Genomic DNA, 22,525 nt, shown 5'->3' with positions numbered 1-22,525 from the left:
CCGGCGTGCGTACGCTTATTAGACCTGCCGTGCAGTCAGCAGCTTGATCCCGAGCCCGACGAACAGCAGCCCGCTGACGCGCTTGAGCGTACGCACCGCGCGGCTCATGCCGAAGCCGCGATGGAACCGGCGCACGCCGGCCGAATAGACGCCGTGAACGACCACGACGGTGCATGCGATCGTCACGTACATCACGACGAACTGCAGCGCGAGCGGGCGGTCGTGCACGATGAACTGCGGCATGAACGCCGACAGGAAGATCATCGTCTTCGGATTGCTGCCCGACACGAACAGCGCTTCGCGGAACAGCTTCCCGCGGTCGGGCACGGCGACCTCCGCTGCGCCGGTCGCCCCGGCGGCCTTGCGGTCGCCGCGCAGTTGCCGGACACCCAGCACCATCAGGTACGCGGCGCCGACGACCTTCATCGCGACGAACAGCGGCGGCATCGCGGCGAGCACCGCGCCGACGCCGAGCGCGACGAGCAGCACGACCACGCCCTGCGCGACGAGGTTGCCTGCGATCGTCGCGGCGGTGCCGCGCGTGCCGTAGCGCACCGTGTTGCGGATGACGAGCAGCACGTTGGGCCCCGGCGACAGCGTCGTGGCGAGATAGGCTGCGGCAAACAGCATCCAGGTCTGAATGGCCATGCGTCGCTCCGAAAGGCGGTTCCGGCGGTCGGGGTGAAGCGATGATGCCACGCCAAAATGGCGCATACATCCGCCGGAACCGGCGCGGTGCGTCAGCGCGCGTCGCGCATGCAGTACGCTGGGATCGACGGTGGCGTATCGATCGCGGCGGGCCGCGTCATCCATGCGATCCACGCGGCCCATAACCCGCAGGCGATCAGGACGGCGACATTCAGCGGCGTCCGGTAGCGGACGATCAGGTCGGCCAGCGGCAGGCGGTTCTTCATGTTCGTCTCCATCGGTAGTTGCGCATGCAACGTTACTGGCCGGTGTACGCCGGCGCCTTCGCGTCGCAGGTCACGGACACCGTCGAGCCGTCCGCGAAATGCAGCCGGAACGGCACCTTCGCGCCGGGCGCGACGGGCTGGCGCGGTTGCTCCAGCATCACGTGATAGCTCTTCGGCTTGAACGTCACGGCGCCGTGCGCGGGCACCTCGACCGCGTCGACATGAACCATCTTCGCGGTGCTGCCGTTCGTCTGCGTTTCATGCACCATCGCCATCCCGTACGCGGGGGTGTCGATGCCTGTCAGCCTGGCGGGCGCATCGCCGTCGTTCTTAAGCGTGAAGTAACCGGACGACGGCACCGTCGCCGGCATCGCGCGGATCCAGCAGTTGTCGGCCTGCACGGCCGGTGCGGCGAACGTGGCGGGGGCTTGCAGCGCCAGCAGCGCGAAGAGCAGGCCGGTCGGAATCGAGCGTTTCATCGTTTGTTCTCCTTATCGGGTGTGCTGCATGGGGCATCGATGGCAATGCGATCGGCGCGGAACGCCGATGCGCATCGCATGCATCACTTCAGCGTGAACGTGTAGCGGCCTTTCGTGCGATGGCCGTCGCTGGCTACGGCGATCCACGCGACCGTGTATGTGCCGGCCGTCAGGCTGGCCAGCGCGACGTGCATCCGCTTCCGGTTGCCGGCGTCGACGGCCGATTTCCCGTCGGCGACCGACTGCCCGTGGCTGTCGGTGACGGCGATCGAGCTGAAGGCCGGCTCGAGCGCTTCGCTGAAATCGATCGTGACCGCGTGCGGCGCGTTCGAGAGCGTGGCGCCGGCGGCCGGTTCCTGCGTCTTCGGGAGCGCGTGGGCCTGGGCGGCCTGGATGACGACGAAGCCGAGTGCGGCGAGTGCGCCGCGAACGAACGGGGTGGTTTTCATGGCTGGTTGTGCGAGTGGCGAATCGGATGGACACACGGATTCGACGGACGGATGCGCGAGCGGCATCGCAGCGGCACCGATGCCGGCTGCGGTCGGCGCGACAGTACGCACCGGAAGCGGCCGACCGCACGCACGACGCCGCGCGCAACACGGTGACACATGATCGTCCTTCGAAACGTGACACGCCACGCACGCCGGTGGCGTGCGCGGACCGCGCGATGCGCTACGGCATCACGCGTGACGACGACGGTTCAGGGCGCGAGCGGAGGGGCGCGCGGCTGCGCGGCCGTGAGCGGCAGCGCGCGGCGCAGGCTGTCGAAGCGGGTCGCTTCGCAGTGCTGGATGACGCGCACGTTGGCCGCGAACGTCAGTTCGGGCGCGGGCAGTGCGGGTGTATGGGCAAGCAGGCTGCAGTAGCCGCATGCCTGGAGGTGGGCCTGCAGGCTCTTCGACGACGAATCGGCGGAGCGGTCGCCGGTGGTCGGCGCGGCCGTACAGTAGCCGGCCAGCAATGCATCGACGCGGCCTTTCGTCGTCAGCGCCTGCGAGATCGTCGGCGCGAGCGCCGTCATCAGGATGGCGAGCATCACGATCAGACTGCCGATCTTCCGGAGACGACGACTCAGCATGCGATGCGCGGCGGCGTATGGGCGACGATGGAGCGGATTATGCCACGCACGTCGATTCGCATGTCGGCAGGGGCGTGCGGCATCGCGGCGCGTTATGCGTGCTTCGCCAGATATTTCGTGATCAGCATCATCTGCGCGGCCCAGCCCTGATCGTTCATCTCGCGCGCCTTCGCGCGACGCGCTTCGATCAACTGGTCGAAACCCGTTTCGGTGACCGTCAGCAGCGTGCCGCCGGCCTGTGCGGCGAGCGTGAACGTGACGAGCGTCATCGGCTCGGACGTGTAATCGAAGTTCGGATCGATCGCGAACGGATGCCAGCGAAACGAGAACAGTTGCTTCGGCTCGATGCGGTCGACGACGATTTCGAACACGGTGCCCGCATAGGGCTCCTGTGCCTTGGCGATGTCGTCGTCGACGCGCGTCGGCGTGATGCGGCCGAACAGCGGCTGGTCGGCCGCGAACGGCCCGTCGAACGTGACGCCGAACCAGTGGCCGAATTCCCCGGAATTGCTGACGGCTTCCCACGCGCGGTCGAGTGATGCCGCGAGCAGGGTCTGCTTTTCGATGCGATCGGTTTGCTGGGTCATCACGTTCTCCATGCAGGATCAACCGTTGCAGGACGGCGCGCGCGACCGCGCGCCATGTCTAGTCGAGCATGACCGCGTCGGGCACGTCGAGCACGAGGTCGGACGCTGCGATGGCCACGCACGGCAGCGTATAGCCGTCGGCCTTTTCCTCGCGGCTCAACCCCGGCCATTCGATCGTATAGCGTACGCTGCCGCTGACGATCCGGCAAAGGCAGCTTCGGCACGTGCCGTTGCGGCACGAGCGCGGCAGCGACACGCGCGCGAACGCGGCGGCCTCGAGCAGCGTCAGCGAGTCGGGCGCATCGAAGGTCGTGCCGAGCGGCTCGATGCGCACGAGGGGAGGGTGTTCCGGGGTGGTCATGGGAAGCGGGCGGCGGATTGGCGGCAACGCGCCAAGCATACCCGAAGCCGCCTGCGGCCGGCCCCCGCCGGCCGCGGGTATCAGTGCCGGCGCAGGTACCGGTACACGGTATTGCGCGCGAGGCCGAGCTCGCGCGCGGCCGCCGACACGTTGCCGCCGTGCCGCGCGAGAACCGCGTCGATCACCGCGGCCTGATGGCTTTGCAGCGTCGTTCCTTCGCGCGGGTCGGCCGGTGCTGCCGCGGCCGCAGCAGCAGGTGCCGCCGTCGCATCGTCGCAGTCGAGCCAGAAGTCGTCGGGCAAATGCGCGAGCGTGATTTCGTCTTCGTCTTCGGCGAGCATGCCGGCCGTGCGCAGCACGTTGGTCATCTGCCGCAGGTTGCCGGGCCAGCGGTGGCGCGTGAACGCGTCGAGCACGTCGGCCGCGATGCGGCGCGGCATCGGCTCGCTGCGGGCGAGCCGCGCGAGAATCCGGTCGACGAGCGCGGGCAGGTCGGTACGCGCGGCGAGCGCCGGCAGCGTGACCGCGAGCCCGTTGATCCGGTAGAACAGGTCTTCGCGGAACGTGCCTTCGGCGATCATCGCGCGCAGGTCGCGATGGGTCGCGCAGACCACGCGCACGTCGACCGGCACCGCGCGCGCGCCGCCGAGCGGCATCACCGCGCGTTCCTGGAGCACGCGCATCAGCCTGACCTGCTGCGCGAGCGGCATGTCGCCGATCTCGTCGAGAAACAGCGTGCCGCCGTCGGCCTGCGCGATCTTGCCGGCGCTGCCGCGTTTGCGCGCGCCCGTGAACGCGCCGTCCTCATAGCCGAACAATTCGGCCTCGATCAGCGAATCGGGCAGTGCCGCGCAGTTGACCGCGACGAACGGGCCGTCCGCGCGCGGCGACGCCTGGTGCAGTGCGCGGGCGAGCCATTCCTTGCCGGTGCCGGTCTGGCCGAGGATCAGCAGCGGCAGGTCGCGCCCGCGGATCTTCGCGACGCGCTCGAGTACGGCGGCCATGCGCGTGTCGCCGGTGTCGAGCGTCGCGAACGTGATCGCGTCGGGGTCCGGCGCGCGCACGCGCGCGGCCGGTGCGGGCGGCGTCACGGCGACGGTTGCGCGCTGCGCTTCCGCGAATTCGCAGCGCGCGAGTACGCGTACGCCGGTCGACAGCGTGAGACGGAACGTCGCGCCAGGCGTGCGCGCCGCCTGCTGCGCGAGCTGGCCGAAGCGCATGCCGAACAGCGCGTCGCAGCCTTGATGCTGCAATGCATCGAACGGCGCGCCGAGCTGGAATTGTGCGCTGCGGTTCGCGGCGATCAGCCCGCCGTCGGGGCCGAACGCGACGAGCCCCGCAAACAGCGAGTCGACGCAATCCTCGTGCGCGTGAAAGCGCAGCCGCAACGCTTCCGCACACTGGTTCGCGAACAAGTGGTTTTCGATCAACTGTGCGGACATCCGCACGAGCGCGAGCGTATGAGGGCTCGAGCCGCGCGGGTCGCCGCTGACGTCGAGCGTGCCGAGCGTGCGGCCGAACGGATCGAAGATCGGCGCGCACGAGCAGGTGAGGATGTGATTGGCGCGCAGGAAGTGTTCGGCGCCGTGCACCGCGACGGCCTGGCCCGATGCGAGCGCGGTGCCGATCGCGTTGGTGCCGCGCGCGCCTTCGGCCCACGACACGCCGGTGCACAGCGCGACGCGGTTGGCTTTCTCGATGAAGTCCGCGTCGCCGATGCTGTGCAGGATCACGCCGTCGGCGTCGGTCAGCAGCACGAGGCTTTGCGTATCGGCGATTTGCGCGTGGAGGTTCTCCATCACCGGGCGGGCGTGCGAGAACAGTGCGTGATTCGTGTCGAGCAGTTCGCGCAGCGCGGTACGCGACAGCGCCGAGAAATCGGGGCGCTCGTGCGCGCGCAGGCCGACCGCGGTCGAACGCGCATGCGCCTGCGCGAGCAGGTCGGTGCGACCCGCGGTGGCGGGCAGCACGAAGGGTTGCGGCATGACTTGTCTCCTGTCGGCCCCAGTTAGCGTTTTAGCGCTTACTGGGGCCCCATGCTTCGCGGTCGGCCTCGGTCAGCGCTTCAGCGCTTACTCGGGCCCCATGCTCCTCGATCGGCCAATCCTGTGCCGTGGTACTTGCCGAAGCCATATCGCCGAAATCATCTGCGGATTCCGCGTTTCGCTTGCGGCGCACCATCGGGCACGAAGGCCGACTGTCCGGGTACGCATCATCATACAAGCGCCACGTGCGATATGCGACCGCGAACAAAATCCGCTTGCTTTTAAATGGCCGCATGCAATGATGGAAATGGAACACGCACGCGCCGTGTTCCGCATTGCAACATGCATGCGACGCGACATGCATCCGTTCGGGAGACGCATCATGGTTCGGACGGAACTGAGAGTCGTGCTGGCGGCCATCGCCACCTTCATCATGCTGGGCGGCATTGCCGTGGCGATCCACGGGTTGCTGTTCGATCTGACCGATGCGGTGCGATACGGGGCGGCCGCGATTGCGGTGGGCGTCGCGACGGCCGCGATCGCGCTCAACGTCTGGCCCACCGATCCGCACTGATGCCCGTTTCCGAAACGGTGCCGGGAAGCCGCGCTGATCTGATGAAATGCGCGTCGGAACGACGCATGCCGGAAAATTTGTCTCCTGCGCGAAACCGTCTAAAGTGGAAAGCAACCAGCAGGCATTGTCCGCGCCATACCCCGCGGACGGTGCTTCCGCTGGCGAGCCCGCGTACATTTCGTCCGGCCGGTGGCGGACGACGCACGCGGTCATTCGTTTTCTACCGGTCGAGGCGGCTTCATGCAGATCCATTTCACGAACGAGAAGCCTGAATATTCGGGGCGCGACCTGATGCTGGGGTTCACCGCGCTGGTCAATGGCGAGCGCGTCCAGTGTCAGATCACTGCCGAGGCGCTGGAAGACCACTTCGGCGCGGCATCGCCGCGCTTCGAGGACATGGTCGGCGCATTCGACCAGCACCGCGATCGCATCGAGGCGGCCGCACGGCGCCTGCTGTCGGAGACGCGCGCGCAATGCGTGACGCTGCGCAGCGGTTATGTGCGCTTCTACGAGGCGAACTGGCGCTGAACCGGACGACCGGACAGCGACTGAGCGGGCGCCGAATACCGGCGCCCGTGTCGTATCGGCGCACGCTCGTTCGACCGCACGCTGACGCCGCCTGATGCGCGGCCGATCCGATCGTCGTGCGGCGCGATGGCGTGCCCGTTGTTCCGTTTCGCTCAGTCCGCCCCGGTGAGCGCATACGCGCCGCCTGTTTCGCCGTTCGTTCGCGCGATGCGTGCGAAGCCGGCTTCGGCGAGGTGCATTCCCGCAATCAGCAGGTTGTCCGAAGCGGCCTCGGCGAGTGTTGCCGAGCGCGTCGCAAACGCCTGCGACGGATCGTGATCGAACGCGATCGAGACGTCCGGGCGAGCCACCTGAATCGGCGCGAAATGCACGAGATCGCCCCAGATCAGCAGGCACTCGCCACGCGATTCGATGCGATAGCCGGTGTGACCGGGCGTATGCCCCGGCAGCGGCACGGCTACGATGCCGGGCAGCACGCCGCCTGCATCGATGGTGCGCAGCTTTGCCCGATAGACGTCGAAAGTGTGCCGCGCGATCCGGAAATTGACGCGAGCTCGCTCATTCGCTCGATCGTACGATTCACCGTCCAGCCAGAACGAGCGTTCCCGTTCGTGAATGAGCACCTCCGCATCCGGAAAGGCCGGCTGCCCGCTCGCGTCGAGCAGGCCGCCGATGTGGTCGGGATGCGCGTGCGTCAGCAGGATCGTGTCGATGTCGCGCGTATCGATGCCGGCTCGCGACAGCGACGGAATCAGGCGGCCGCCCCAGTTCCGGATGCCGCCGGCGCCGGCATCGACAAGCACGGTGCGGCCGTTCCCGCGTATCACGTAACAGTTGATGTTCACGCTGGACGGCGTGTGGATGCCCGCCCGGTGCATGATGCCGGTCGCGTCGTCGAGCGCGATGTTCGAAAGCAAGTCGAGGCCGGCCGTCAGCGTGCCGTCGCTTATCGCGGTGACCGAGAAATCGCCGATCCGGCGGAACGGGAAGCAGGGAAGTGGTTCGCTCATGGATCAATGTCGGGCGTGAAGGTGGATCGTGTCGTAGCCAAAGCAGCGGATGCGTGCGACGAATCCGGTGTGGCGGAGAATTTCGCGATCCAGATCGGTCATGAATCGGTTCATTAACTCAGTGGTGCGAAATGATTCGAGGCGATAGCAGATCTCCGCGCTGACGGGATGTCCGCAGCCGTGCCTGACCGGGACATGAACGACATGGACCGTGCCGGGTGCGGCCCGCAACACGTCGGTGCAGAGGGTCGCGCAGGCCGACGAGAGCGCGTCGAGTGCGGCGTTCGACGGCATGCTCGCCTCGGGGATGAAAATCGTGACGCTGGGCATGACTGGGCTCCCGTCAGCGTGCGGACGTCGACGCCGGCGCGCCGACGAGTTGGTCGCCCATCGGCGCGTAGAGCCGGATCGCGGTGTCGGACGGCTCGGACGCGAGCCGCGCCTGATCGTGTGTCAGGACGGCCAGCCAGCGATGGGCCGGCTGGCGGTCCAGCGCGATCGCGCGAATCGCGCTGGCTGCGATGCCCGCTTGCGCGAATGGGGCAGCGTCGTCGCACACGGCCAGCCACTGATGGCCGGACACGGTCGGCGCGGGTGCCGCGCCGTCGTACACGTTGCGTCTCCACTCGACGATATGCGGCTGCCAGCGCGCGAAATTGCCGCCGCCTTTGTCGCGATACTCGGCCGACGTCAGCACGTCGGGGCTCTCGATCGTGTGAAGCGCGAGGTAGATGGGGCCGTCGCCGCCGAGGGCGCGAAAGCGTTGCGACGTGCGGAAGCCAGATACGGAGATCAGCGCCGGAAGTTTGATCCTGCTGTAGAAATCGTTCCACTCGGCTTCGGTGGCACGGTCGGCGAAGCTGCATTCAACGGTATAGATCATCACGCCTCCACGGGGAGCAAGCGGCTTTCGAGATCGATCGTCGCTCGACTGGTTGAGTTTTTGTCATGATAATCAGGCGTTGTAGCGGCGAAAAACGATAATTCGTCACCGTTCATTGATATTTAATCAAGCTTTGACCGACGATCGTCGGACCGGGAGCAATCGTGACGCGACGCAGGATTCCGAGCAATTCGGCATTGATGGCATTCGAGGCCGCGGCGCGGCACGGCAGCTTCGCGCGCGCCGCCGACGAACTGGCATTGACGGAAGGGGCGATCAGCCGGCAGATCGGCCGGCTGGAGACGTTTCTCGGCGTGGCGCTGTTCGAGCGTGTCGGCAACCGCGTTCGGGTTGCGCCGAACGGCGCGCGCTATGCGGCGCAGGTTCGCGAAGTGCTGGACCGGCTCGAGCGCGACAGCCAGTACATGATGGGGCAGCCCGGCGACGGCGGCAGCGTCGATATCGCCGTGACGCCGACGTTTGCGACGCGCTGGCTGATTCCGCGGCTCAAGCGGTTCCAGGCGCAGCATCCGAACATCACGGTGCATTTCGCGGATCGCGCGGATCCGTTCGTGCTGGCCGGCAGCGGATTCGACGCAGCGATTCACTTCGAGCATCCTGCCTGGGCCGGCATGCATACGTACCGGCTATGCGAGGAGGTGCTGGTGCCGGTCTGCCACCCGTCGCTGCTCGCGAGCGGGCATCCGGACGCGTTGCTGGGCAGGCTGCCGCGCCTTCACAAGCGCCAGACGCCCGACGCGTGGTCGGCGTACGTGCAGGAAACGGGGTTGCCGGTGAGCAATCCGGCCGCCGGTGCACGCTACGATCTTTACTCGATGCTGATCGCGGCAGCCCTGGCCGGGCTCGGCGTCGCGCTGGTGCCGCGGCTGTATGTCGACACCGAGATTGCGCAAGGGTTGCTCGCCGCGCCCTGGCCGGATGGTCGGGGCGTGGTCAAGCGCTTCTGTCTCGTGTTGCCCGAAGCGCTGGATCTTGGCGACGGGCCGCTGCAGACCTTTGCACGCTGGGTGCTCGGGGAAGCGGATGCATGACGTGGCGTCGTTCGCGCCGGGCGCATGCCCGAACAAAAACGCCGCCCGAAGGCGGCGTTTCCCATCATGCATCGCGCCGAAGCGTGTCCGTCATTCGCTGCCGAGATAGAAGTAGCGGAACAGGAACACGGCCGCGATGATCCACACGATCGGCTTGACCGTGCGGGCCTGGCCCGTCAGCAGCTTGAGGCCGCCGTATGCGATGAAGCCGAACGCGACGCCGTTCGCGATCGAGTACGTGAACGGCATCAGCAGCGCGGTCAGCGCGGCCGGCACGGCTTCCGTCGCATCGTCCCAGGGCACGTCGACCATCTCGCGCAGCATCAGGCACGACACGTACAGCAGCGCCGGAGCGGTTGCGTAGCCCGGCACGACGCCGGCGAGCGGCGCGATGAACAGGCACGCGAGGAACAGCACCGCGACGGTGATGGCCGTCATGCCCGTGCGGCCGCCGGCCTGCACGCCCGATGCGCTTTCGATATACGCGGTGGTCGACGACGTGCCGAGCAGCGAGCCCGCGACGATCGCCGTGCTGTCGGCGAGCAGCGCCTTGTTCAGGCGGTTCATCTTGCCTTCGACGAGCAGGCCCGCGCGGTTCGCGACGCCCATCAGCGTGCCCGTCGCGTCGAACAGCTCGACGAGGAAGAACACCAGGATCACGTTGATGATGCCGGTCGACAGCGCGGCGCGGATGTCGAGCTTGAACAGCGTCGCGTCGATCGACGGCGGCGCGGAGAACACGCCGTGGAACTGGTTGTCGCCGAAGAAGAACGACAGGATCGTGACACCGATGATGCCGATCAGGATCGCGCCGCGCACGCGCAGGTGGTCGAGCGTGACGATCGTGAAGAAGCCGACGATCGCGAGGATCGTGTCGTGCTTGTGCAGGTCGCCGAGCGTGACGAGCGTGGCCGGGCTGCCGACGATCACGCCCGACGTCTTCAGCGAGATGATGCCGAGGAACAGGCCGATGCCGGCCGTGATCGAGATCCGCAGCGATTTCGGAATGCCGTTGACGATCGCCTCGCGCACGCGGAACAGCGTGACGAGCAGGAACAGGCAGCCGGAGATGAACACCGCGCCGAGCGCGGCCTGCCACGTGAAGCCCATCCCCTTGACGACCGTGTACGCGAAATACGCGTTCAGGCCCATGCCGGGCGCGCACGCGATCGGGTAGTTCGCGTACAGCCCCATGATGATCGAAGCCAGCGCCGCGACGAGGCAGGTCGCGACGAACACGGATTCCTTCGGCATGCCGGCGTCGCCGAGGATCGCGGGGTTGACGAAGATGATGTAGGCCATCGTCAGGAACGTGGTGACGCCCGCGAGTATTTCGGTGCGGAAGTCGGTGCCGGCTTCAGCGAAGCCGAAATACCGCTTGATGGATTCCATTAGGGCGTTTCTCCGGTCGGGTTGTCGTGTTGCTTGTTGTGCCGAATTGTTGTAAAGGCAGCGGCGGGCTTAATGTAACCAGCCACTATTGCCCGGCTATCGGCGGATTGTAATAGCGCGGATAGCTCGGACGATATAGTTGGAGGGCACGATCGGCTGCCGGTGCGCGAACGGTCTGGCAGCCCGGCCGCGCGACGAAGGCGCGCATTTTACCGGTTCGGTCGGAACGGGCGGGCGGAAAGGGTAAAAACGGGAGCGTGACGAACAGGGGGCGGCCGATGCGTGCGCAACGGCACACCGGCCACATTGCGCGCGGCCGGTACGCGATGACATTCGACTGAAACGGAGCGCCTGCATGCTGCACGAATACGGTGCAGGCATGACGTGCGCGCGAACGCGCGTGCGTGGCCGGTGCGAGAGCGCTGCGGCGTGCAGCGGCCATTCGTCAGCCCAGGCGGTTGCAGATAACGAGCTATCCTGCGCCGAAGCCGTTCCGCCCGCAACTGTCATTTCGCGACGCGTGGGCGACTGTGGTTTCTGTGTAAAAGATTGCAAGACCCCATCGCATAAACCGGCAAGTCTTTCTAGGATAGATACACCGCGCATGCACACGCCGGCCGGTAATTGCCGACGCGGGGGAGTCGCAGTCCGTGCAGGCCAGGCGGTGAATGGCGGTCAAGGCCGTTGCGCGTTTGGGCAGGCATGGCCGATTGCGATTGCCCGATGCGGGTTCGTCCGTAATCACGGAGGTCAGCATGTTGAACTGGATCAGCCGTTGGGCGATGCGACACGCCCCCACGCCGGAAAAAACCGCTGCGTCGATGCTCGTGACGGCGCGCATGGAACTGTTCACTGCGGAACAGCGCGTCATCGATGCGAAATTACAGGCGGATTACTGGCGTACACGTGTGTCATTCCTCGAAGAGGTGCAGAAGCAGGGCATCGATCCGTGGGTGACCTCGCAGGCTGCGCTACGCCCCGAGCTCGATTCGACTCCCCGAAGCACGGGCCCGCGTCTCGCCGCCAGCACCTGATGCACCTGCTGCATCCGGTTGCTGCGCACGGCGCGCGATCGCTCGCGGCACGCATTGGCGTGCCGCGTCATTCGATGCGCACCTGCGGCGGTTAGCGCTGCAGGTGCGTCTGTTTGCGGTTGCGGCCGTTCCGCGTCTCGCGTGCGTGACGGCGCGTCAATCATCCACTCCTTCTCCATACCCCGACGAGCAAACGTTGCACTTGCGCGAGCGTGCGCCTGAAGCGCGCGCCGCGCCGCACATAGGCGGTCGTGATCGACGCTTCGGCCGATCGGTCGGCATCGGTGCCGATCCAGATGCGGTCGCCGCGTGCGATGCGCAGCACGTCGCCGGGCTGCACCCAGTAGTCGTCGACGCTCGGCGGGCGCGTGATCCATAGCGCCGCGCCGTGTGCGCGGATCTCCGCGTCTTGCGGCGCGCGCCAGGTCATCGTCGTGCGCGGCGCGACCGCGAAACGGATCACGACGGTCGGTAACGCGATCGTGCCGGCGCGGCGCCGGTCGGGACGGTCAAACAGCGGGCTTGCCTGGTCCATCGTCTTCTCCATTCAGTGAGCCGGACGGATGACGCGCACCAGAACAAAAAGGCCTCATCCGTTTCCGGCGAGGCCTTGTGTGACATGCGGTACTGCTCGATTGCTAACGCACAAGCGCCTCCCGTGATCCATTCTTTCGAATGTTCACCGGGCAATGTTTCGCGATGGCGATGAGCTTGAACGTAGGCATGCGAACGAGTTTGTCGTGGCAGCGCGGCGCTGTCAACGACATTTTCGAGATGCGTGGCGGTTACGCGTCGCGTTGCGCGAGCCCGTTCACGAGCAATTCGGACAGCAGGCCCGTCATCCCTTCGGGATGCGTGGCCGCGCGCGCCTTCAGCTGCTCGACGAGTTCGGCGTTGAGCTTGCACGCAAACGGCACGAGGCCCTGTTCCTGGTCGAGCTTGCGCTGCGCGCGGCGGTCGAGCTTTGCCGCGTCTTCGGCGCCCTTGCCGAAACGGGTGGCGCCCGACTGCTTCATCGCATGCGTCAGCTTGAGCGCCTTGTTCTTTTCGAGATCGGTTTTCTTCATGGCCATCGCGGCACCTCCGGGAAATGAAGCCGCGATTGTACGCATTTCGGCGGGCGCCGCCCGCCGCGCCCGCCGGAAACCCGGTTACGCACCCTTCGTGGTGCCCCAGTTGCCGCCGTGCGCGGCCGCCTGGGCGGCCGGCGAGCGCGCGAGGTATTCGAGCGCCTGCTCGGTCGAGCCTTCGTGATGCGGCGTATAGCCCGGCTTGAAATAGCGCAGCGCCGCGCCGATCACCTTCCAGAACGACGGCAGGTGCCCGCGCCGCGAGCCCTGCCACCACGCGAGCACGAAGCCCGGGTAGCGGCCGGCGTCCGGGTCGCGCCTGTACATGAACTTCGCGCCGGTCGTGATGTAGTAGAGCAGCAGCAGGATCACGAACGCCATGTGCACGCAGCGCTCCGGATAGGTGCCGCCCAGGTGCCGGTAGATGTCGAACGCGACGGTGCGGTGCTCGACTTCCTCGGCGCCGTGCCAGCGCAGCAGGTCGACCATCGTCGGGTCGGCACAGCCCTCGTCGAGCCCGTGCGCGTTGAGCACCCAGTTGCCGAGATAGCCGAAGAAGTGTTCGAGCGACGCGATCACGGCGAGTTGCTGCCGCAGCCAGAAACGCGTATGGCCGATCTTCAGCCCGAGCGGCTGTTCGCCGAGCACGCGCGTGAACAACCGGTTGAGCTTCTGCGTGAACGGTTTCGTGTCGATCCCGTGCCGGTCGTAATAGTGCTTGAGCACGCCGCCGTGCGAACGCGAGTGCACGGCTTCCTGCCGCAGGAAGCCTTCGGCCTCGTCGCGCAGGCGTGCATCGGTGATCAGCGGCAGCGCCTTGTTGTACACGCGGCAGAACCACAGTTCGCCTTCCGGGAACAGCAGGTTCAGCGTGTTGATGATGTGGGTGCTGCCCGGATCGTTCGGCACCCAGGTGATCGGCGTGTCGCTGAAGTCGAACTTCACGTGCCGGGCCTTGATCTTGTGGTAGTCGGCGGGTTCGGTCATCGGTGTCTCCGTGTGCGGCGTCATGCGCCGTCAATGCGATGCCATGCTGACGCGGGCGATCATCCGGCCGAGCCACGGCATGAAGCGGCCGACGAAGCGCATCGCGTGCGCCTCGCCGCCGATCGCGACGACAGGGCGGTTGCGCAGCACGCCGTCGACCATCGCCCGCGCGACGGTTTCGGGTTTCAGGCCGCGCATCTGATACAGCTTCGTCGCGCGCTTGCGCAGCCGCGCTTCGTCCTGCGCGTTGGCGCCCGCGTATTGCGTGGACGCCATGATTCCGGTTTCCGCGAAACCGGGGCACACGGCCGTCACGCCGATGCCCTTTTCCGCGAGTTCCGCGCGCATGCATTCGCTGAGCATCAGCACGGCGGCCTTGGTCGTCGCATACGCGGGCAGGTCGCGCGACGGCCCGAACGCGGCGGCCGACGCGGTGTTGACGATGTGGCCGCCGGTGCCGCGCGCGGCCATCTGCCGCGCGAACAGCCGCGAGCCGTGGATCACGCCCCACAGGTTCACGTGCAGGATGCGCTCCCAGTGCCGCGTGCTCGTGTCGAGGATGCCGCCGGCCATGCCGATGCCCGCGTTGTTGATCACGACGTCCGCGCCGCCGAGTTCGCTGCCGACCCACGCCGCGAGCGCTTCCATCTCGTCGGCGGACCCGACGTCGACGCGCTTCGCGTGTGCCTGCGCGCCGGTCAGCCCGATCAGCAGCGCGGTGCGCTCCGCGCTCGCGACATCGATGTCGCAGGCGACGACCGTCGCGCCTTCGCGGGCGAACGCGAGGGCCGCGCAGCGGCCGATGCCGCTGCCCGCGCCGGTGACGACCGCGACCTTGCCGCTGAAGCGCCCGCTGGTTGCGCGGCGCCGCGCGTTCGCGAGCGCGGGAGGTTCGTGGCCCGATTCGACCGCGTCGATCAGTTGCCCAGCGAGATCCGCGAAGCGCGCGGGATCGGCGAGCGGCAGCCAGTGGCCGGCCGCAACTTCGCGCCGGTAGTACTGCGGTACCCAGCGCGACAGATTCTCGGACAGCGCGGGGCTCACGTATTTGTCGCCGAGCGGCACGATCGTCTGCACGGGCGCATGCGCGTAGCGTTCGCGCGGCGCGAACAGGCAGCGGATGAAGTTCGCGCGATAGAGGCGCACGCCGCGCGCGCCGTCGTCGGCCTGCGTCGGGCGCGGCGCGGCGGGCGTTTTTTCGAGGCGGCGCAGCAGGCGCGGCCATGCGCGGCCGAGCCACAGCCGCCAGCCGAGCTCGGGGATGAACGGCAGGTGGAACAGGTACACGTACCACGACCGCACGAGCTGGCCGCCGAGCCTGGCCAGCGACGCGGGCGTCGGGCGCAGCACGCGTTCGCGCAGCCAGAAGCCGACGTGGTCGAGGCACGGCCCCGAGCACGACGTGTACGACGCGATGCGGCCGGAAAGGCGCGGATCGGTGACGAATTCCCAGCCCTGGATCGAGCCCCAGTCGTGCGCGATCAGATGGACGGCGCGGCCGGGGCAGAGTGCATCGATCACCGCGATGAAATCGTCGGTCAGCTTCGCGAGGTGATAGTCGGCCGTGCGCTTCGGCACGCCGGACAGGCCCGCGCCGCGCACGTCGTAAGCGATCACGTAGTGCTTGCGCGCGAGCAGCGGTGCGACGTGCTGCCAGACGCTGCTGTCGTCGGGATAACCGTGCACGAGCACGACCGGCGAACGGGCCGGGTCGCCCCAGGTTTTGACCGCGAGCGTCAGGTCGCCCGAGGCGACCGCCGTCTCGTTATGAACCGATTCGAACAGGGCCAGCGGCGCTTCGTCGGAAAGAGGCTGCATCGTGAGTCCGTCGTTCAGGGATTCGGGAGGAAAGGCGCGGGCACGTCAGGCGGCGGCCCGCGCGCGTTCGGCCTGGCGGCGCTGCCAGCGGCGCACGTGCGGCAGGTCGTCGTCGAGCCAGTACGCGTCGTCGTCGGTGATCACGAGCAGCTCTTCGAATTTCGCGCCGACGCCGGCGAAGCCGAGGTGCGGCTCGACGGCCCACAGGCCCGGCACGGGCGCATGCTCGGAGCGGCGATCGATCGACCACAGCGGCGACCAGCCCTGCTGCTTTGCCGCGCGGCCCTGGTCGAGCAGCAGGTTGCGCGTCGCGTTCAGCCCGAAACGCGCGACGAAGCGCGGCTTCGACAGCTTGTGGATCTTCGCGACGCGATGCGCGAGCACCTTGAACGGATAGGCCTTGTGGCGCGGCTCGACGCCCTGGCGGCGGCACAGCGCATCGACTTCCTGCGCGACCTCGGCCATCGATCGGCGCGCCTTCACGAGCCGCACGATCATGTCGCGATGGTCCATCAGGTCGTCCCGCAACTGTTCGAGGATCGGGTTCTCGCCGAGGCAGTGCGCGTAGCCCACGTCGGCCACGATGCCGTCGAGCACGGGCGCGACGTCGAGGATCACCGGCATGTCGGTTTCAAGCTGCCGGTTGCTCGGGAAGAATGCGAGATTGAAGCCGCCCATGTGCTTGAGGCCCGAGAAGCCCTCGAACGCGGTGCGGTCGCCGAACCACGCGAACGGCTTGTGCAGCCAGTCGTGCACGCCGTTGTCCTGCAGCCATTCGGTCAGCAGGCGCGCGGCTTCCTTCTCGGTGATGCCGGGGTAGAGCATCGCGCCGACGGTTTCGACGCAGCGGTAGGCAAGCTGCTGGACCGCGCGGAATTGCGGCAGCTCGTCGAGGTGGACTTCCGGCAGCGGGTGGTGGTCGGCCATGATGCGTCTCCATATGTCGGCCAGAGCGGGCGCTTCAGCGCTTGTCGACCGGTGTTGGTGCTTCGGCACGGACTCCGGTCCCACGCAAAGCGCGCTCCGGTCCTGTGCAAAGCGGGGCGCTGATCCGGAATGCATCCGCCGGTGTTCCCGTCGCGAATTATTCAGTCAGCATTAAATGTGCCATTGAGTAATGTAACGATGATAGCCGGTTCGGCGTGGCGCGCCAGCCCCCGGGGGTGAGGATTTGTCCTAATGAAGGGCCGAAATGGAGGGGGGACTCTAGGTTTCCGAAGGTTGGGGCCGGATGGCCGCCGGTGCGCACGCGGACGGATCGGGGGCGCCGGCCGGAGGTTGTCACGAGCGGCTCCGGAGCCGGCCCGGATGGTCGCGCGTGCTGCCGCCTTGGCGACGGCCCGGCATGTGACGGCCCGGCATGTCGCGCCGGATCAAGTCTCCGTCGCGTCGCGACGTGACGCCGTCATATTGCCGAAATAATTTCGTCACATCATCCGCCCCCAGTTCGGAGCCGTCCCGGCTTCGACGCGCCGATGAGCAGCCGGTGCGCGGTGCGCCGCGCAGGGTAGCGACCGGAACCGATTCGACACACCACGGAGAGAGACCATGCAACGCCGCAAGTTCATGAATACCCTTGCCGCGGCGACCGCTGCGACGTCGCTGATGCTCAAGGCCGGCACGGCCGGCGCGAAGAGCGCAACCGCGCCGGACGCGCTGGACCCGGGCCGCTGGTCGCCGTTCAACGCCGCGCGCCTGCAGGCGGTGCTCGACCGGCATGGCGTCGCGAGCGCGCGCTACGACGAAAAGCGCCGCCCGTACGCGGTGTTCGACTGGGACAACACGTGCATCATGAACGACTGCGAAGAGGCGTTGCTGATGTACCAGATCAACCATCTGCAGTACAAGCTGACGCCGGACGAATTCGTCGACGTGATATGGAAGGACGTGCCGAAGGGCGCGTTCGTGAAGGACTACACGACGATCGACGGCAAGCCGGTGACGATGGAAGACCTCGCCGCCGACGTCGAATCCGACTATCGCTGGCTCTACGCGAACTACCAGGGATTCGGCGGCAGCAAGAGCCTCGACGAGATTCGCGAGACCGATCAGTTCAAGGATTTCCGCGCGAAGCTGTACTTCATGTACGACGCGATCTGCGACACGCACCCGCTCGAGATCGGCTACAAGTGGATCATCTATTTCTACAGGAACATGACGACCGCCGAGCTGCAGGCGATGGCGGAAGCGTCGAACAACTACGGCATCGGCGACGCGCTGCGCAAGGTCCGCTACGAAAGCCCGAAGTCGCTGCCGGGCAAGGCCGGTGTAGTGGCCGACACGCATTTCCACGGCATCCGCATTCATGAGGAAATCCGCGCGGTGATGCACACGCTGCGCGCGAACGGCATCGACGTGTACGTGAGCACGGCGTCGCTCGACGATGTCGTGCGCGTGTTCGCCGGCAATCCGAACTATGGCTACGGCGTGCCGCCCGGGAACGTGATCGGCCTGCGCCTCGACATGCGCGATGGCAAGTATGAAAGCCGCTACCCGGACGGCTGGCACTTCAACTACGGCCCCGGCAAGACGGTCGGCATCCGCAATGTCCTCGAATCGAAGAAGGGCTATGGCCCGCTGCTGGTGTTCGGCGACAGCGACGGCGACGCGTGGATGCTGCGCGACTTCAAGGACACCGCGGCCGGCGTGATCGTCAACCGGATGAAGAAGGGCGAAATCGGCGCGGACAGCAAGCTCGCGGCCGAGCAGATCGGCAAGCCGGACGCGCGCTTCCTGCTGCAGGGCCGCGACGAGCACACGGGCCTGATGATCCCGGACGAGAAGTCGATCAAGTACGGCAAGACCGAGCGCAAGCTGCTGGCTTGACGTACGCCGGACGCCGGGCCGTCGCGGCCCGGCGTCCGTCGGGATCGGTGTCGGCGTCGCGCGGGCCGGGAGACGCGCGTCTCAGCGCGCGCGCGGCGGGCCCAAGCGGTCCAGCAGCGCCCCCAGCAGATCGATCGGCAGCGGGAACACGATCGTCGAGTTCTTGTCCGCCGCGATCGTCGTCAGCGTCTGCAGATAGCGCAGCTGCATCGCCTGCGGCTCCTGCGCGAGCCGCTGCGCGGCCTGCAGCAGCTTCTCGGACGCCTGCAATTCGCCTTCCGCATGAATCACCTTCGCGCGCCGCTCGCGCTCGGCCTCGGCCTGCCGCGCGATCGCGCGCACCATCGTCTCGTTCAAGTCGACGTGCTTGATCTCGACCGTCGATACCTTGATCCCCCACGCATCGGTCTGCGCGTCGAGCGTCTTCTGGATGTCGGCATTCAGTTGTTCGCGCTCGGCCAGCAGCGCATCGAGCTCGTGCTTGCCGAGCACCGAGCGCAGCGTCGTCTGCGAGAGCTGGCTCGTTGCATCGAAGAAGCGCGCGACCTGGATCACGGCCTTCTCCGGATCGACGACGCGGAAATACACCACCGCATTCACCTTCACCGACACGTTGTCGCGCGTGATCACGTCCTGCGGCGGCACGTCGAACACGACGGTGCGCAGGTCGATCCGCACGACCTGCTGGACGATCGGGATGATCAGCACGAGCCCCGGGCCCTTCACTTTCCAGAACCGGCCGAGCATGAACACCACGCCGCGCTCGTACTCGCGGAAGATGCGGATCGACGACGCGACGAGCACCACGACGAAGACGATCAGGACGCTGCTGAAGCCGAAGGTGTAGCCCATCATGCATGGAGAAAAGCATTTCCAGCGTGAGCTGGACCGCGAAGGAAGCGGAGCCGCTGATGGAGTGAGCGGCAGCGGCCGTTCATGCGATCCGGCGGCGGGACTGCCCCGCCGCCGGTGCCGCGTCAGGGCGTGTCGATGAGTCCGGCCCCGATCGCCTTGACGACCGCCTGGACCTTGTTCGTCGCGCCGAGCTTCTCGAGGATGTTGTTCACGTGGAAGTTGACCGTGCGCTCCGAGATGCTGAGGATCTGGCCGATCTCGCACGCGGTCTTGCCTTCGGCCGTCCAGCGCAGCACCTCGCGCTCGCGTGCGGTCAGCGTGACGCTCGACTCCGGCGACAGCTTCGGCAGCATGAAGCGGCTCATCAGCGAATGCGACAGGTTCGCGAGCCAGTTCGTCTGCAGCGTCAGCATGTTGATCTCGGCCGGCGTGAGCCGGTCCGCATGACGGGCGATGCTCAGCAGCCCGAACGCGCCGCGCGCCGCCCAGCTCGACTGCGCAACGCCCACCGACAGCCCGTAGTCGCGCGCGTCCTGCCACAACGGGCACGGGTCGATCCGGTCGACGTCCGGCCACACGATCATGTTGGTGCTCATCGCGCCGTCGCGAACCGTCGAATCGATCTCGATGTAGTTCTGCGCCTGGTAGCGCGCCATCCAGCCGTCCGGATAGGTATTGAAGATCGCGACGGCCGGCTTCGATACGGGCAGCGGCACGCGAATGCCGTAACAGCAATATTCGAAGCCGAGGCGTTTAGAATAGGCAGCGATCCGCTGGAAGAGCTGCTGCTCGTCTTCCGCGGCACTGAATTGTTGGTAGGCATCCTGCCAGCGTAATTCCATTATTTCTCCGACAACGTCACGCTGTCATACCTGTCAGGTGCCAGCGCCGGTTCGGGGCTGATACATTCCGCGCATGACTTCACCTTTGTTGCACCCGGTCCGCGGCCCGTCTCCGGACGGCTACGTACGGCTGTCCGAAAACGCACTGGCCGCGCTCGCGCTCGACCATGTCGCCAGCGACCTCGATGCATCGCTGCTCGCGGAACTGCGCGACAGCGCCATCGACGCGCGCCTGGCCGGCTATACCGAATGGCACCGCCCGGCCAGTGCCGGCGTCGCATACCTGACGGTCGGCTGGGACTGGTATCTCGAACGTGCAACGGGCACGTTCGTGATCGCGGGCGGCGACGTCCGCAGCAACATCATGGCCGTGGACGCCAACGGCGCCGACCTCGGCATGTTCCGCACCGCCGCCGCGCTCGTCGCGCGGCTCGCTGGCATCGACTGGCCCGCCGCCGTCGCATCGGCGCTGCTCGGCCGCAATGACACCTATCATGCCGGTCCCACGCTCCAGTGACAATCTGCCACGCTTTCCTCTGACATTTCCTCAAGACTGGCGCTCTTTATAAGCAAAAGCCGCCCGTATTTCAATCCCGCCGATCAAGAAACCGTTACCACCGGTCGAATCGCGTCGGCGCACGTCTACCTGTAAGAGTTACCAGTTACCGCCTCCTCGGGACGCGCGCTGTAATGCGTGCATACAAAGATCAATCCGAGGACACCCATTCAGAGAGTAATAAGACCCAAATTAACGGCCATAATGGCCGCTACGCGGCGGGAGGTCACACCGAACTTCCGCCGAATATTTCCCATATGGAAGTTCACATTGGCTTCCGAGCAGTTGCAGATAACCGATATCTCCCAACTGGTCTTGCCGATGGCGCACCACTGCAACACTTCCTTCTCCCGGCTGGTCAGAACCACCGGTTTGCTGACCGGATGTTCGAAGGCCAGTCCGGCACCGCTCTGCAGTGCGTAGTCCTTGAGCATCCACAGGGTCGGCAGGACCGACTCTATGAAACGGTTGGCCTCGGCCCGGTTTTCCGCTTCCACGCTGAGGCTCAGCGCGCCGAGTTCGCCGCGAGCACCATGCAGCGGCATGGTCAGCCCATACACCAGGCCGGCGGCCGAGGCTTCCTCGAAGAACTCGTGCTGCTTTCGCGTCTGGTAGATGGACGGTTCCCAGAAAATCGGCAGTACGCTCTGGGTACAGTGACTGACCGTCGGGTCGACCCGCGCGTAGCCAGCCCGGTCGTAATGCTCGCGCCAGGCGGCCGGGTAGTTGCCGACGATGAAGGCGTTCTCGTAGTCCTGGCTGTCCTTAGGCAACAGGCCGAACAGGATCTTCGAGAATCCAAGGTCGCTCGCCATCTTCTGCAGGATGGCGCTCCACTCCAATTTTCCACTTGAGCGTTCCAGCTCAAGAAAACCGTCAACCAAGGCCATGCGAACCTTCGTTCACGAGGAAGGGCGGTTGCCGCACGAACTTGCAGCGGATTTAGGGCGCTATCGGCGTCGTGTATTCGTCGAACAGCTCGGTTGGGCGCTTCCGTCGGCGAACGAGAGTTTCGAGCGCGATCAGTTCGATCGCGACGATACCGTCTACGTGTTCGCGAGAAACGCCGGCGGCGACGTGTGCGGATGTGCGCGCCTGTTGCCGACCACCCGCCCGTATCTGCTGAAGTCGCTGTTCGCCGACCTGGTCGCCGAAGGCGTCCCGCTGCCGCAATCGGCTGCCGTCTGGGAGCTGTCGCGGTTCGCGGCGACCGGCGACGAAGGCGGTCCGGGCAATGCCGAGTGGGCCGTCCGCCCGATGCTCGCCGCGGTCGTCGAATGCGCGGCGCAGCTGGGCGCGCGGCAGCTGATCGGCGTGACGTTCGCGAGCATGGAGCGGCTGTTCCGCCGGATCGGCGTGCACGCGCACCGGGCAGGGCCGCCGAAGCAGGTGGACGGTCGTCTGGTTGTCGCGTGCTGGATCGACATCGATCCGCAAACGTTTGCTGCACTTGGAATCGAGCCGGGACGGGCCGCCCGGCAAGCCATCGCCGCCTGAGCCGGAACGCCCGTTTGTTGGTTCTCCGTGGTGTTGTTGTTCCTGAGCCGGCACGTCGTAGAGCGGTGAGACGGTGAGCAGCAATCCCTGGCGGCCGGTGACGCGCACGCGGGAGCCCGCGGCGAGCGGCACGCTGCTCGCGACGCGCCAGCGCTCGCCATGCACGCGTGCCCAGCCCGCGGCCGATGGCGCGGGGC

General features: G+C 66.7%; 27 protein-coding genes and 1 pseudogene. 7 read left to right on the top strand and 21 right to left on the bottom strand.

Going from position 1 to position 22,525, the window contains the following annotated elements; all coding sequences use genetic code 11:
• Window positions 1-18: 18 nt before the first annotated feature.
• The 8 genes from ACNQQL_RS00140 to ACNQQL_RS00105 form a co-directional block, all read right to left on the bottom strand.
• On the bottom strand, window positions 19-648 hold the full coding sequence (locus tag ACNQQL_RS00140) for a LysE family translocator (protein ID WP_347062791.1): 630 nt from the start codon (window positions 646-648) through the stop codon (window positions 19-21).
• A 92-nt stretch (window positions 649-740) separates the two neighbouring features.
• Window positions 741-914: a hypothetical protein gene (locus ACNQQL_RS00135; RefSeq protein WP_165948044.1), complete on the bottom strand. Its 174-nt coding sequence runs from the start codon at window positions 912-914 to the stop codon at window positions 741-743.
• Window positions 915-946: 32 nt separating this feature from the next.
• Window positions 947-1,393, bottom strand: coding sequence for a copper chaperone PCu(A)C (locus ACNQQL_RS00130; RefSeq protein ID WP_072441851.1), 447 nt, complete (start codon window positions 1,391-1,393; stop codon window positions 947-949).
• Window positions 1,394-1,476: 83 nt separating this feature from the next.
• Window positions 1,477-1,842: a copper homeostasis periplasmic binding protein CopC gene (gene copC, locus ACNQQL_RS00125; protein ID WP_347062790.1), complete on the bottom strand. Its 366-nt coding sequence runs from the start codon at window positions 1,840-1,842 to the stop codon at window positions 1,477-1,479.
• Between the two features lie 251 nt (window positions 1,843-2,093).
• On the bottom strand, window positions 2,094-2,471 hold the full coding sequence (locus ACNQQL_RS00120) for a DUF2946 domain-containing protein (RefSeq protein ID WP_347062789.1): 378 nt from the start codon (window positions 2,469-2,471) through the stop codon (window positions 2,094-2,096).
• 92 nt (window positions 2,472-2,563) lie between these two features.
• On the bottom strand, window positions 2,564-3,058 hold the full coding sequence (locus ACNQQL_RS00115; RefSeq protein ID WP_347062788.1) for an SRPBCC family protein: 495 nt from the start codon (window positions 3,056-3,058) through the stop codon (window positions 2,564-2,566).
• A gap of 58 nt (window positions 3,059-3,116) precedes the next feature.
• The gene (locus ACNQQL_RS00110; protein ID WP_347062787.1) at window positions 3,117-3,419 is read right to left on the bottom strand and encodes a 2Fe-2S iron-sulfur cluster-binding protein; all 303 of its coding nucleotides are present in this window, start codon (window positions 3,417-3,419) and stop codon (window positions 3,117-3,119) included.
• An 80-nt stretch (window positions 3,420-3,499) separates the two neighbouring features.
• Window positions 3,500-5,404: a sigma-54-dependent Fis family transcriptional regulator gene (locus ACNQQL_RS00105; RefSeq protein WP_347062786.1), complete on the bottom strand. Its 1,905-nt coding sequence runs from the start codon at window positions 5,402-5,404 to the stop codon at window positions 3,500-3,502.
• Between the two features lie 298 nt (window positions 5,405-5,702).
• Between ACNQQL_RS00105 and ACNQQL_RS00100 the strand changes: the two genes are divergently transcribed.
• Both ACNQQL_RS00100 and ACNQQL_RS00095 read left to right on the top strand, forming a co-directional pair.
• The gene (locus ACNQQL_RS00100) at window positions 5,703-5,978 is read left to right on the top strand and encodes a DUF2964 family protein (RefSeq protein ID WP_239483216.1); all 276 of its coding nucleotides are present in this window, start codon (window positions 5,703-5,705) and stop codon (window positions 5,976-5,978) included.
• Window positions 5,979-6,218: 240 nt separating this feature from the next.
• On the top strand, window positions 6,219-6,506 hold the full coding sequence (locus ACNQQL_RS00095; RefSeq protein WP_034180648.1) for a DUF1488 domain-containing protein: 288 nt from the start codon (window positions 6,219-6,221) through the stop codon (window positions 6,504-6,506).
• A gap of 152 nt (window positions 6,507-6,658) precedes the next feature.
• On the opposite strand, the gene ACNQQL_RS00090 is transcribed toward ACNQQL_RS00095, so the two are convergent.
• Genes ACNQQL_RS00090 through ACNQQL_RS00080 form a run of 3 tightly spaced genes read right to left on the bottom strand, consistent with a single transcriptional unit; the run spans window position 6,659 to window position 8,399 of the window.
• Entirely contained in the window at window positions 6,659-7,516 is an 858-nt protein-coding gene (locus tag ACNQQL_RS00090; protein ID WP_347062785.1) for an MBL fold metallo-hydrolase, read from the bottom strand.
• A 3-nt stretch (window positions 7,517-7,519) separates the two neighbouring features.
• On the bottom strand, window positions 7,520-7,846 hold the full coding sequence (locus tag ACNQQL_RS00085; RefSeq protein WP_347062784.1) for a hypothetical protein: 327 nt from the start codon (window positions 7,844-7,846) through the stop codon (window positions 7,520-7,522).
• Between the two features lie 13 nt (window positions 7,847-7,859).
• The gene (locus ACNQQL_RS00080; protein WP_347062783.1) at window positions 7,860-8,399 is read right to left on the bottom strand and encodes a sugar ABC transporter; all 540 of its coding nucleotides are present in this window, start codon (window positions 8,397-8,399) and stop codon (window positions 7,860-7,862) included.
• A 200-nt stretch (window positions 8,400-8,599) separates the two neighbouring features.
• Here ACNQQL_RS00080 and ACNQQL_RS00075 point away from each other — a divergent pair, with 200 nt between their 5' ends.
• Window positions 8,600-9,451, top strand: coding sequence for a LysR substrate-binding domain-containing protein (locus ACNQQL_RS00075; protein WP_204421745.1), 852 nt, complete (start codon window positions 8,600-8,602; stop codon window positions 9,449-9,451).
• A 90-nt stretch (window positions 9,452-9,541) separates the two neighbouring features.
• Here ACNQQL_RS00075 and ACNQQL_RS00070 read toward each other — a convergent pair whose 3' ends face one another.
• Window positions 9,542-10,843: an NCS2 family permease gene (locus tag ACNQQL_RS00070; protein ID WP_347062782.1), complete on the bottom strand. Its 1,302-nt coding sequence runs from the start codon at window positions 10,841-10,843 to the stop codon at window positions 9,542-9,544.
• 755 nt (window positions 10,844-11,598) lie between these two features.
• Between ACNQQL_RS00070 and ACNQQL_RS00065 the strand changes: the two genes are divergently transcribed.
• Window positions 11,599-11,877, top strand: a complete 279-nt coding sequence (locus ACNQQL_RS00065; RefSeq protein WP_072441829.1) for a hypothetical protein — start codon at window positions 11,599-11,601, stop codon at window positions 11,875-11,877.
• A gap of 160 nt (window positions 11,878-12,037) precedes the next feature.
• Here the strand turns inward: ACNQQL_RS00065 and ACNQQL_RS00060 are convergent, their stop codons facing one another.
• From ACNQQL_RS00060 to ACNQQL_RS00040, 5 genes are all read right to left on the bottom strand, one after another.
• Window positions 12,038-12,412 carry a DUF2917 domain-containing protein gene (locus ACNQQL_RS00060; RefSeq protein WP_072442059.1) on the bottom strand — a complete coding sequence of 125 codons (375 nt, stop codon included), beginning with the start codon at window positions 12,410-12,412 and terminating at the stop codon, window positions 12,038-12,040.
• 250 nt (window positions 12,413-12,662) lie between these two features.
• Complete coding sequence (locus ACNQQL_RS00055) at window positions 12,663-12,950, bottom strand: hypothetical protein (protein WP_034180641.1); 288 nt, start codon at window positions 12,948-12,950, stop codon at window positions 12,663-12,665.
• A 78-nt stretch (window positions 12,951-13,028) separates the two neighbouring features.
• Window positions 13,029-13,934 (bottom strand): metal-dependent hydrolase, encoded by a 906-nt coding sequence (locus tag ACNQQL_RS00050; RefSeq protein WP_347062781.1) that lies wholly within the window; start codon window positions 13,932-13,934, stop codon window positions 13,029-13,031.
• Window positions 13,935-13,964: 30 nt separating this feature from the next.
• Window positions 13,965-15,752, bottom strand: a complete 1,788-nt coding sequence (locus tag ACNQQL_RS00045; RefSeq protein ID WP_347062780.1) for an SDR family oxidoreductase — start codon at window positions 15,750-15,752, stop codon at window positions 13,965-13,967.
• A gap of 45 nt (window positions 15,753-15,797) precedes the next feature.
• Window positions 15,798-16,679, bottom strand: coding sequence for a M24 family metallopeptidase (locus ACNQQL_RS00040; protein WP_204421741.1), 882 nt, complete (start codon window positions 16,677-16,679; stop codon window positions 15,798-15,800).
• Window positions 16,680-17,300: 621 nt separating this feature from the next.
• On the opposite strand from ACNQQL_RS00040, the gene ACNQQL_RS00035 reads away from it, so the two are divergent.
• Window positions 17,301-18,578, top strand: a complete 1,278-nt coding sequence (locus ACNQQL_RS00035) for an HAD family hydrolase (RefSeq protein ID WP_347062779.1) — start codon at window positions 17,301-17,303, stop codon at window positions 18,576-18,578.
• Window positions 18,579-18,659: 81 nt separating this feature from the next.
• Here ACNQQL_RS00035 and ACNQQL_RS00030 read toward each other — a convergent pair whose 3' ends face one another.
• Window positions 18,660-19,433: a slipin family protein gene (locus tag ACNQQL_RS00030; RefSeq protein ID WP_072441817.1), complete on the bottom strand. Its 774-nt coding sequence runs from the start codon at window positions 19,431-19,433 to the stop codon at window positions 18,660-18,662.
• A 122-nt stretch (window positions 19,434-19,555) separates the two neighbouring features.
• Window positions 19,556-20,275 carry an autoinducer binding domain-containing protein gene (locus ACNQQL_RS00025; RefSeq protein ID WP_011659109.1) on the bottom strand — a complete coding sequence of 240 codons (720 nt, stop codon included), beginning with the start codon at window positions 20,273-20,275 and terminating at the stop codon, window positions 19,556-19,558.
• 73 nt (window positions 20,276-20,348) lie between these two features.
• On the opposite strand from ACNQQL_RS00025, the gene ACNQQL_RS00020 reads away from it, so the two are divergent.
• Window positions 20,349-20,792, top strand: coding sequence for a DUF4902 domain-containing protein (locus ACNQQL_RS00020; RefSeq protein ID WP_006762267.1), 444 nt, complete (start codon window positions 20,349-20,351; stop codon window positions 20,790-20,792).
• A 209-nt stretch (window positions 20,793-21,001) separates the two neighbouring features.
• On the opposite strand, the gene lasR is transcribed toward ACNQQL_RS00020, so the two are convergent.
• On the bottom strand, window positions 21,002-21,721 hold the full coding sequence (lasR, locus tag ACNQQL_RS00015; protein ID WP_347032980.1) for a transcriptional regulator LasR: 720 nt from the start codon (window positions 21,719-21,721) through the stop codon (window positions 21,002-21,004).
• Between lasR and ACNQQL_RS00010 the strand changes: the two genes are divergently transcribed.
• Window positions 21,720-22,328 (top strand): acyl-homoserine-lactone synthase, encoded by a 609-nt coding sequence (locus tag ACNQQL_RS00010; protein ID WP_126225651.1) that lies wholly within the window; start codon window positions 21,720-21,722, stop codon window positions 22,326-22,328. The genes lasR and ACNQQL_RS00010 overlap by 2 nt on opposite strands.
• Before the next feature lie 15 nt (window positions 22,329-22,343).
• Here the strand turns inward: ACNQQL_RS00010 and ACNQQL_RS00005 are convergent.
• Window positions 22,344-22,525, bottom strand: a pseudogene (locus ACNQQL_RS00005) (NfeD family protein); the annotation flags it as partial.

The sequence above is a fragment of the Burkholderia sp. LFS061 genome (assembly GCF_047978125.1).
Classification (GTDB): Bacteria; Pseudomonadota; Gammaproteobacteria; order Burkholderiales; family Burkholderiaceae; genus Burkholderia; species Burkholderia pyrrocinia_C.
The sequence above is the reverse complement of the archived record's forward strand: the minus strand, read 5'-3'. Positions and strand labels throughout refer to the sequence as shown.